Genomic DNA, 11,292 nt, shown 5'->3' on the forward strand with positions numbered 1-11,292 from the left:
AGCGGTTAGCGGTTAGCGGTTAGCGGTTAGCGGTTAGCGGTTAGCGGTTAGCGGTTAGCGGTTAGCGGTTAGCGGTTAGCGGTTGAAATGCACGGCTGTGCATTTCAACCGCTATACAATTTCCGATAAATCATTACCCTCATTCTATCATTCAGGCATTCTATCATTCATCACTCTATCATTCAATCATTGAAAATTATCTTATGTCCTCTCCCATTTTCCTCAATGACCTCTTTCCAAAGCTGGATGAAAAGCTCATAGAAGTGCTACGGTCTCTTTCAAAGGAAGATTGGGAACGACAAACCATTGCCCCTTTATGGAAAGTGAAGGATGTTGCCGCCCATCTGCTGGACGGAAATATCAGGACCTTGTCGATGCTCAAAGACGGTTATTTCGGCGATAGTCCCGGAGAAATTTCGTCTTACCAGGATCTGCTCAGCTACCTGAACAGGCTCAATGCAGAATGGGTAAAAGCCATGAAGAGGGTAAGTCCGGCTATCCTGACAGACATGCTGGAGGCCACAGGAAAAGAATACCATCAGTTTCTTACAACGCTCAATCCCTTTGCAGATGCCGCTTTTTCGGTAGCCTGGGCCGGGGAAGATGTTTCTCAAAACTGGTTTCACATCGCCAGAGAATACACCGAAAAATGGCACCATCAGCAACAGATCCGACTGGCTGTGGACCTGGATCATGAATTGTATACCAGGGAATTATATCATCCTCACCTGGAAACATCGATGAGGGCCTTGCCTCATCACTACCGGAATGTGGAAGGCAAAGCAGGAGAAACCATTCAATTCAGCATCAGCACAGAAGGTGGCGGCGATTGGTTTTTAAGTCATAACGGGCAGGCATGGGCATTGACCGGAAATTCTGAAAACATCATCAGCAAAGTCAATATCAAAGGAGAAATCGCCTGGCGAATATTCACCAAAGGCATTTCACGGGCCGAAGCCGAAAAGCAAACCGGTATAGAAGGTGATCCGAGAGGAAGCAGGATATTGGACATGCTGGCGGTGATGGCCTGATTGCGGGAAAAAGGGCTAGGCTTAATTTTTGCAGGTAAGTCTGAGCCGGGGATGGAAAATTAATCATCATTCACTCTCTCACTAAATCACAAATAACTTACATTTACGGCCAAATAATCAAGACTTCTTTTGAAAACAATACTGATCATCGATGACGAAGAGAAGCTCAGGACGCTTCTGGGCAGGATACTGGAATCCGAAGGATTTGATGTGCTGCAGGCCGGAAATTGTAAATCAGGGTTAAAAGTATTGGAAAACCACGAAGTTCAAGTGGTGCTTTCTGACGTCAAACTGCCTGATGGCAACGGCGTTGAGCTGGCAGGAAAAATCAAAACCCTTCATCCTGACCTCGAAATCATTTTGCTGACGGCCTACGGGAACATCGCCGACGGCGTTCAGGCCATGAAAAACGGGGCGTTTGATTACATCGTAAAAGGAGATGACAACGAAAAAATAATTCCGCTGCTCTACAGGGCCCTGGAAAAGGTGCAGCTCAAAAAGAAAGTCAGCGACCTGGAAAAAAGAGTCAATGAAAAATTTTCTTTTGAAGCCATCATAGGCAAATCCAAAGCCATTCAGCAGGCCAAAGACCTGGCTAAGAAAGTAGCCCCGATAGACACCAATGTGTTACTGACCGGAGAAACCGGCACGGGAAAAGAGGTTTTTGCCCAGGGGATCCACCAGGGCAGCAACCGTTCAGGTAAGTCATTTGTGAGCCTCAACTGCAGTTCTTTCACAAAAGACATGCTCGAAAGCGAACTTTTCGGTTACAAACAGGGGGCTTTTACCGGGGCACACAAAGATAAAAAAGGTTTGCTCGAAGAGGCCAACGGCGGCACTTTGCTGCTTGACGAAATTGGTGAAATGCCCCTGGAATTACAGGCCAAGCTGCTCAGGGTACTGGAAACCAGCGAGTTCATCAAACTGGGGGATACCAAACCTACAAAAGTGAATTTCAGGCTGATAGCCGCCACCAACCGGGACCTGAAAAAAGAATACGAAGAAAACCATTTTCGCTCGGACCTTTATTTCAGGCTGAATGTCTTCGAAATACACCTTCCTCCGCTCAGAGAGCGGATAAAAGACATTGAGCCGCTGACCGAATATTTTGTCAGGCAGTTTGCTGATAAAACCAACAAGAAAGTCAAAGGAGTGAGCCCTGAATTTCTCGAAAAACTGGAGAAATACCACTGGACAGGCAATATCCGTGAACTGAAAAATATCATTGAGCGGGCAGTGATCCTGGCAGACGAAGAAATACTTACCGTGGGGCTATTGCCCTTTGATATACAGCAACCTGCCCAGGAACCCGGCAGCACCCTTTCGGCATTTTCGATGGCCAGCGTAGAAAAACTGCACATCCAGAAGGTAATGAATTATACCCGGGGCAATAAAGCAGAGACAGCCCGTCTCCTGGAAATCGGCATCGCGACCCTTTACCGCAAGCTGGAGGAGTTCGGCATTTAAAGCATTAACCGTTTCGTTTTGATAAGGAGCCTATCATTTTGATAGGCTTTTTTTATGGCCTGAAATCCGGAAATATTTTTAATAAACTAATCCACAATCACTTACAACTTTAAAATCCAGACCGGACCAATATTTGGCACAGGGTGATCATAATTAAATATTTATCAAAATGATTACCATTATTCTTCTCCTCGTTTTCACGGCCCTTTACGGTCTGCTTTACAAATCGGTTCAATTCTTCGAAAAAATTTAACATCATGACAGCATTACTCATTTTATCGATCCTGGTTTTCGCCTACCTCGTGTATGTACTGCTGAAACCGGAAAAATTCTAAATCATCAAAAACATGAACACTGAAATTGCAGGCATAATAGCCATGTTTGTCATCACCCTCCTCCTGGCCATTCCTTTGGGAAAATACATCGCCAGGGTTTTCGGTGGCGAAAAAACCTTCCTTGACCCGGTGTTTAACCCGGTTGAAAAATTCTTCTTTAAAGCCAGCCGCATAGATGTGACCAGAGAAATGAACTGGAAACAGCATCTTTATGCTCTTCTTTCTATCAATTTTGTGTGGTTTTTCCTGTCGTTCTTTATCCTGACCAATCAGGGCTGGTTACCACTCAATCCCGACGGAAACCCTTCCATGTCGCCTGACCTGGCTTTCAACACAGCCATCTCATTTATCGTCAACTGTAATTTACAACACTATTCCGGCGAAACGGGCGTGTCTTACCTGGGTCAGCTGATCGGGCTGATGTACCTGCATTTTGTGTCTGCAGCTACGGGTATGGCTGCCTGTGCGGTCCTGTTCAATGCGATGCGGGAGCGTCAGACCAGCCAGCTCGGAAACTTCTATAATTATTTCCTGAAAAGCTGCACCAGGATTCTCCTGCCGCTTTCCATCGTACTGGCTACCTTCCTCGCTTTTAAAGGTGTTCCGATGACTTTCGAAGGAAAAGATACCATCACTACCCTGCAAGGTGACACCGTGAAGGTATCAAGAGGGCCTGCAGCGGCATTTGTAGCCATCAAGCACCTGGGCACCAACGGTGGCGGCTTTTTCGGAGCCAACTCTGCCCACCCACTTGAAAACCCGGATTATTCCACCAATATGGCTGAGATGATCGCCCAGATGATCATTCCTTTTGCGATGATCTTTGCCCTGGGTTATTTCCTGAGAAGAAAGAAAATGGCATGGGCCATCTTCGGAGTTATGACCGCAGGATTCTTATTACTGGCTGTCCCGACGGTTATTTTTGAAATGAACGGCAACCCGGCCATCGAAAAAATGGGCATCGCTCAGCACGCCGGCAGCATGGAAGGTAAGGAAACCAGGTTCGGGGCCGCAGCTTCGGGCTACTGGAGCATTGCAACGACGGTAATCTCCACAGGTTCTGTCAACAGCATGCACGATAGCAGTATGCCGATATCAGGGGCCATGCAACTGCTCGCCATGATGATCAATGCCTTTTACGGTGGTTGTGGCGTCGGTATTCTCAATTATTATGTCTTTATCATCCTGGCAGTGTTTATTTCAGGACTGATGGTCGGCCGGACACCGGAATTCCTGGGCAAAAAAGTAGAAGCACGGGAAGTGAAAATCGCCGCGGTGATTGCCATTCTTCACCCACTGCTGATTCTGGCAGGAACTGCCCTGGCCTCTTATTTTGCTGCCGGTGACACCCCCATGGGCTGGTGGTTTAACGGCAACGCTACCGGGTGGCTTAACAACCCCGGCTATCACGGATTCTCAGAAATGTTATATGAATACACCTCTTCTTCAGCTAACAACGGCAGCGGTTTTGAGGGATTGGGCGACAATAATCCTTTCTGGAACATCACTACGGGGATTGTCCTTCTGCTGAGCAGGTATTTACCGATCATCGGGCCTCTGGCCATCGCAGGTTTGCTGGCTGATAAAAAATACATTCCCGAAAGTGCAGGTACGCTGAAAACCGACTCTTCCACCTTCTCCATTATGGTGTTTGCTGTGATCTTCATCATTACCGCCCTTTCATTTTTCCCTGCCCTGGCCCTCGGACCATTCGCAGAATATTTCACCATGTTTTAATCATTTATTAAAATGAACAGAAATAATCAAACTTCCTTATTCGATGGTCAGCTGATGAAAGAGGCTTTTGTGCAGTCTTTCGTTAAACTGAACCCGAAACTAATGTTCCGTAACCCCGTTATGTTTACGGTTGAAATCGGCACATTGATCATGCTTGTGGTTTGTATCACTATATTATTCGGCGAGACCCATGAGGGAAGCTTCGGCTACAACCTCACCGTTTTTCTTATCCTGTTACTTACTTTATTATTTGCCAATTTTGCAGAGGCCCTGGCCGAAGCCAGGGGAAAGGCCCAGGCCAATAGCCTCCGCAAAACCAGGGAGGAAACGCCTGCCAAAAAGATCTTCGTCATCGGTGATATGTACCTGAATGAGGTCAAAGTGGTGCCTTCATCCACCCTCAATAAAGGCGACCTTTTTATCTGCGAAGAAGGAGATACCATTCCGATGGACGGTGAAATCATAGAAGGTATTGCCACCATCGACGAAAGTGCTATCACAGGAGAATCTGCCCCGGTGATCCGTGAAGCAGGTGGTGATAAAAGCAGCGTAACCGGAGGTACCAAGGTATTATCTGACAAAATCAAGGTGAGGGTGACCACCCAGCCAGGCGAAAGCTTCCTGGACAAAATGATTGCCCTGGTAGAAGGGGCCAGCAGGCAGAAAACGCCTAACGAAATTGCACTGACCATACTCCTGGCGGCATTTACACTGATCTTTATCATCGTGTGTGTAACTTTGAAGCCTTTTGCAGATTACGCCCATACACCAATTACCATTGCGGCATTTATCGCTCTTTTTGTTTGTCTGATCCCTACCACCATCGGAGGTTTGCTTTCCGCCATCGGGATTGCAGGTATGGACAGGGCCCTGAGGGCCAATGTGATCACTAAAAGTGGTAAAGCCGTGGAAACTGCCGGGGACATTGATGTCTTGCTGCTGGACAAAACCGGAACTATCACCATCGGTAACCGGAAAGCCACCCATTTTTATCCTGCCGTAGGGGTTGATCAGAAGCATTTTATCCAATGTGCCACACTCAGCTCCATGGCAGATGAAACACCCGAGGGAAAATCGATCGTGGAACTGGCCGGGGTTAATCCTCTAAGCTATAATGTCAAAGCACCGGTTTTTATCAGGTTTACCGCAGAAACGAAGAGTTCAGGCATTGATTTTGAACAAACCCGCATCAGGAAAGGAGCCTTTGACTCGATCAGAAACCTGACCGAGAAAGCCGGAAATCCATTCCCGAAAGATGTGGCGGATAAAGTAACCGCCATATCGACCAACGGAGGTACACCGCTCGTGGTTTGTGAAAACGAAAAAGTGATCGGGGTTATAGAACTGCAGGACATCATCAAAACCGGTATCCAGGAGCGGTTTGAAAGGCTGAGAAAAATGGGTGTAAAAACCGTGATGATCACAGGTGACAACCCTCTGACCGCCAAATTCATAGCCGACAAAGTGGGCGTGGATGATTTCATTGCCGAAGCGAAACCTGAAGACAAAATGAACTACATCAAAGCGGAGCAGGCACAGGGTAAACTGGTGGCGATGATGGGAGACGGAACCAACGATGCCCCGGCCCTGGCCCAGGCAGATGTGGGAGTAGCGATGAACAACGGCACCCAGGCTGCGAAAGAAGCCGGAAACATGGTGGACCTGGACAATGACCCGACCAAACTGATTGAGATCGTGGAAATCGGCAAACAATTGCTCATGACAAGGGGCACACTGACGACTTTCTCTATTGCCAATGACGTAGCCAAATATTTCGCGATCGTTCCGGCCCTTTTCATTGCTTCGATTCCTGCCTTGCAGGGGCTGAACATCATGAACCTCCACAGTCCGGAAAGTGCGATTTTGTCGGCGGTCATTTTCAATGCCATCATTATTCCGTTGCTCATTCCACTGGCTTTGAAAGGGGTATCCTACAAACCCATCGGAGCAAGTGCCATCCTGAGAAGGAACCTGCTCATCTATGGTCTCGGAGGTATTATTATCCCATTCATCGGTATCAAAATCATTGACCTCGGCGTCTCATTATTCATCTAAAAACATTAAGATCATGAAAAGCTTATTTTCAGTCATCATCCTTACCCTGTTCACTTTGGTGTTGTTCGGGGTGCTTTACCCACTCGCTATTACAGGTATCGCCGGACTTGCTCCCGGAGCCGGCAAAGGCGAAACCGTAAGTGTCAACCAGAAAGTGCTGGGTTATAAAAAACTCGGACAATCGTTCACGGCAGAAAAGTATTTCTGGGGCAGGCCCTCAGCAGTATCCTACAATGCAGCGGGTAGTGCGGGCAGCAACAAAGGACCGTCTAACCCGGCTTATCTCAAAGAAGTGGAAACCAGGATCGACAGTTTCCAGGTGCATCATCCTTATCTCACCAAAAAAGAAATCCCTTCTGAAATGGTGACCGCCTCAGGCAGCGGACTTGATCCGGACATTTCGCCTGAAGCTGCTATGGTACAGATCAAAAGAGTGGCCACAGCCCGGAATATCTCAGAAACGCAGGTCGCGGCTTTGGTAGAAAAGAGCATTCAGAAACCCTTACTGGGGCTTTTCGGACCATCGGTCATTAATGTCCTGGAACTTAATGCAGCCCTTGATCAGATTCAATAATTTTTATGACATTGAAGGATAAAACCTTCAATGTCCATTTCAAACATGTACAACAAACCAAAGAAAATGAAAACATTATTTACCGTCGTATTGCTCCTGGTCTTCTCAGGATTGAAAGCCCAGGTTGACGAGTCTCCCTTAACTTTCTCAGGGTATCTTGAAACTTATTACAGTTATGATTTTCAAAACCCTGGCTCGCATGAAAAACCGGCCTTTCTGTATAATTTCAACAGACATAACGAGGTAAACCTCAACCTGGGTTTCATCAAAGCCAACTATGCGACAGACAAAGTCAGAGGCAACCTGGCTCTGATGGCGGGTACTTATGCCCAGTACAATTTATCTGCGGAGCAGGGGCTTATGAAACATGTTTTTGAAGCCAATGCCGGTATCAAAGTGGCGAAAAACCACAACCTGTGGATCGATGCAGGTCTCATGCCCTCTCACATTGGTTTTGAAAGTGCCGTAGGCAAAGACTGCTGGAACCTGAGCCGAAGCCTGCTGGCCGAAAACTCGCCCTATTATGAAACTGGGGTAAAAATCGGGTACACCTCGGCCAATGAAAAATGGTATGTATCAGGAATGATGCTGAACGGATGGCAAAGGATCAAAAGACCGGATGGCAACAATACTCCCGCTTTTGGTCACCAACTGACCTACAAACCGAATGGAAGCATCACCTTGAACAGCAGTTCGTTCATCGGCAATGACAAACCTGACAGTGTCAGACAAATGCGGTATTTCCATAATTTTTATATGATTGCCCAGCTCAGTCCGAAAGTCGGTACGACATTGGGTTTTGATTACGGTGCCGAACAGCAGTCTTATAAAAGTAAAAAATACCATTCCTGGTACAGCCCGGTGCTGATCGTCAAAGTGAAAACCTCTGAAAAATCAGCCATTGCCCTGCGTACCGAATACTATGCAGACCCGAGAGGCGTGATTATCTCAACCGGCACTGCCAACGGATTCAAAACTTTCGGTTACTCTTTGAATTTTGATTACGCCTTTGTGCCTAATGTTTTATGGAGATCCGAAATCAGGGGTTTTAACAACAGAGACGCCATTTTTACGATGAATGACAAGGCATCAAATCATAACCTGAGTCTGACGACTTCGCTGGCCATTAGTTTTTAAAATCTCAACACCCATGTATAAAATGCCTGCCTGATTTCCGGAATATATTCCCTGACTTTCTCGAAATTTATCAGGTATTTTATCGGGGTATTGCCCAAACCTAAAATATCTATGTCTGAAAAAGAAGAAAATGTACAGCACTTCCTCGATCTGATCAAAAAATCGCGGCTGGGTAAATTCAAAATTTACATCGGCATGAGTGCCGGCGTGGGCAAAAGCTACCGCATGCTGCAGGAAGCCCATTCCCTGCTCAGAAACGGCATAGATGTCAAAATAGGCTATATTGAGACCCACCAACGCAAAGAAACCGAGGAACTGCTGGAAGGTCTGCCGTTAGTGCCGAGAAGAAAGCTCTTTTATAAGGGCAAAGAACTCGAAGAACTGGACCTTCAGGCTGTTATTAACCTTCGTCCCGAGGTCGTCATCATCGACGAACTGGCCCACACCAATATTGAAGGCAGCAAAAACGAGAAACGCTGGCAGGATGTGGCCGAAATCCTGGAAGCAGGCATCAATGTCATCAGTGCCGTCAACATCCAGCATATTGAAAGCCTCAATGAAGAAATCAAGGAAATTACCGGAGTCGAAGTCAAAGAAAGAATCCCTGATATTGTACTCAAGATGGCCGATGAAGTGGTTAACATTGACCTCACTGCCGACGAACTGATCATCCGGCTTAAAGAAGGCAAAATTTATAAGCCTGAGAAAATACAGATGGCCCTGAACAACTTTTTCAAAGCCGAGCACATCCTTCAGCTGCGTGAACTGGCCCTGAAGGAAGTAGCCAGCCAGGTAGAAAGAAAAGTGGATTCTGAAGTACCCAAAAAAGAAATACCTAGGCATGAGAAATTCATGGCCTGTATCAGCAGCAATGAAAAGACTGCCCGGAATGTGATCCGTAAAACTGCCCGGCTGGCCAGTTATTATAACAGTAAATGGATGGTACTTTATGTGCAGACACCCAAGGAAAGCCCGGACAAAATTGCCCTCGACAAGCAAAGGCACCTGATCAATAATTTCAAGCTGGCTACCCAGTCAGGAGCAGAAATCATCAGGACAGAACACAGCAGCATTTCAAAAGCCATTATTGACATTGCCGAGCAAAGACAGATTACGACCATATGCATCGGCAAGCCTCATATTAATCTTTTTAATGTAATTCTATCGACCAACGTATTCAACGAACTCCTTAAAAAGCTATCTTCCGTTAAAATTGATATAGTCATCCTCTCATAATGAAAATAAGAACCAAACTCACCCTTGGTGTCGGGTTGCTTTTTATCCTGATCACCCTCCTGACCTTCGTCGGGGCAAGGTATATCAACGCCCTCAAAAACGATACTGAAAACATCCTGAAGGCCAATTACAACACACTGGAATACTCCAGGAACATCCTTATAGCCCTTGACGAAACCTTTCATCAAAAAGAGGCTTTTGCTAAAATTGAACACAACCTCAGGAAGCAAAGAAAAAATGTGACTGAAATCGGTGAGAAAGAATCCACAGAAAAGCTGGATGAGCACATCAAACGGCTCAAAGCCAGTCCGTCCGATACCGCCGTCCACTTCATGATCAGGGAAGACATTTCAGAGATCATGCGGCTGAACATGGAGGCCATTCAGCGAAAAAGTAATATCGCCAAAGAAACCGCCGAATCAGCAACGATCTGGGTTACTTTCACAGGAACCATCTGTTTCCTGATTGCCTTTACCCTGCTGATCAACCTTCCCAACAGCATCGCTAACCCGATCAAAGAACTTACAGAGAGTATCAGGCAGATAGCCAATAAGAAATATAACCAGAGGGTACATTTTGAATCCCATGATGAGTTCGGGGAACTGGCGAAATCGTTCAATACGATGGCTAAAAAACTGGAAGAATATAACAACAGCAGCCTTTCCAAACTGCTCTTTGAAAAAAAACGGATTGAAACCCTGATTGACAATATGCACGATGCAGTTATCGGGCTCGATGAAAACAAAAAAATCCTGTTTGTCAATGACGAGGCCCTGAGGCTGCTCAACATGCAGGGAGAAAATCTCATCGGCTACCCGGCAGCTGAAGTTTCTGTTTCCAATGACCTCATGCGATCGCTGATCCAGGACATGGGAAATGTTGACGCCGAAACTCAGCCCATCAAAATCTACGCAGATCAGAAGGAAAGCTATTTCGAAAAAGAACTGGTCAAAATCAACATCACTCCTACGGGCGAGTCTGAAGAGCAATTGATCGGCCATGTGCTTATTCTGAAAAACATCACGCCATTCAAAGAGCTTGACTTTGCCAAAACCAACTTCATCGCCATTGTTTCACATGAGTTGAAAACACCGATCTCATCTATGAAAATGAGTTTGCAGCTTCTTGAAAACAAACAGGTCGGAACATTGAATGAAGAACAGACCCAACTCGTAGAGAGCCTGAAAGACGACAGCAACCGTTTGTTGAAGATTACAGGAGAATTGCTCAACATGTCGCAGGTGGAAACCGGTAATATTCAGCTCAATATACAACAAAGCCGTCCGGAGCACATTCTTGAATTTGCCATAAATGCCGTTAAAAATCAGGCTGATCAAAAGCAGATAGAATTAAGTGTTGATCAGTCTGCGAATCTTCCGGATCTCAAGGCTGATGTAGAAAAAACGGCCTGGGTACTGACCAATTTTCTGACCAATGCGATCAGGTACTCGCCGGAACAGAGTAAAGTGAAACTCGAAATCAGGCAGGAAGATGAATTTCTTGTCTTTTCGGTCAACGACCAGGGCAAAGGCATTGAACCACGGTACAAAGACAAGGTTTTTGACCGCTATTTCCAGATTCCGGGGAGTAATAAGACGGGAACCGGATTAGGCCTGGCTATCAGCAAAGATTTTATCCTGGCCCAGGGCGGAAAAATCGGGGTTGAAAGTGAAATTGGGATGGGAAGCACGTTTTTCTTCAAATTGCCTCTGGCGTGAAG

General features: G+C 46.3%; 9 protein-coding genes. All 9 read left to right on the top strand.

Annotated features, from left to right (window positions below; translation table 11 throughout):
- Positions 1-203 precede the first annotated feature (203 nt).
- Positions 204-1,031 carry a maleylpyruvate isomerase N-terminal domain-containing protein gene (locus GVN16_RS24580; RefSeq protein WP_166566627.1) on the top strand — a complete coding sequence of 276 codons (828 nt, stop codon included), beginning with the start codon at positions 204-206 and terminating at the stop codon, positions 1,029-1,031.
- 129 nt (positions 1,032-1,160) lie between these two features.
- Positions 1,161-2,498 carry a sigma-54 dependent transcriptional regulator gene (locus tag GVN16_RS24585; protein ID WP_166566628.1) on the top strand — a complete coding sequence of 446 codons (1,338 nt, stop codon included), beginning with the start codon at positions 1,161-1,163 and terminating at the stop codon, positions 2,496-2,498.
- Positions 2,499-2,755: 257 nt separating this feature from the next.
- Entirely contained in the window at positions 2,756-2,833 is a 78-nt protein-coding gene (gene kdpF / locus GVN16_RS26365) for a K(+)-transporting ATPase subunit F (RefSeq protein ID WP_205748989.1), read from the top strand.
- Between the two features lie 12 nt (positions 2,834-2,845).
- Entirely contained in the window at positions 2,846-4,570 is a 1,725-nt protein-coding gene (gene kdpA, locus GVN16_RS24595) for a potassium-transporting ATPase subunit KdpA (RefSeq protein ID WP_166566629.1), read from the top strand.
- A gap of 12 nt (positions 4,571-4,582) precedes the next feature.
- Positions 4,583-6,625 carry a potassium-transporting ATPase subunit KdpB gene (kdpB, locus tag GVN16_RS24600; protein WP_166566630.1) on the top strand — a complete coding sequence of 681 codons (2,043 nt, stop codon included), beginning with the start codon at positions 4,583-4,585 and terminating at the stop codon, positions 6,623-6,625.
- Positions 6,626-6,638: 13 nt separating this feature from the next.
- Positions 6,639-7,199, top strand: coding sequence for a K(+)-transporting ATPase subunit C (locus GVN16_RS24605; protein WP_166566631.1), 561 nt, complete (start codon positions 6,639-6,641; stop codon positions 7,197-7,199).
- A gap of 66 nt (positions 7,200-7,265) precedes the next feature.
- Positions 7,266-8,336 carry a porin gene (locus GVN16_RS24610; protein ID WP_166566632.1) on the top strand — a complete coding sequence of 357 codons (1,071 nt, stop codon included), beginning with the start codon at positions 7,266-7,268 and terminating at the stop codon, positions 8,334-8,336.
- 111 nt (positions 8,337-8,447) lie between these two features.
- On the top strand, positions 8,448-9,572 hold the full coding sequence (locus tag GVN16_RS24615; RefSeq protein ID WP_166566633.1) for a sensor protein KdpD: 1,125 nt from the start codon (positions 8,448-8,450) through the stop codon (positions 9,570-9,572).
- Positions 9,572-11,290 (top strand): ATP-binding protein, encoded by a 1,719-nt coding sequence (locus GVN16_RS24620; RefSeq protein WP_166566634.1) that lies wholly within the window; start codon positions 9,572-9,574, stop codon positions 11,288-11,290. Before GVN16_RS24615 ends, GVN16_RS24620 begins: the two co-directional genes overlap by 1 nt.
- Positions 11,291-11,292: the final 2 nt, after the last annotated feature.

The sequence above is a fragment of the Emticicia sp. CRIBPO genome, from assembly GCF_009905725.1.
Lineage (GTDB): Bacteria > Bacteroidota > Bacteroidia > Cytophagales > Spirosomataceae > Leadbetterella.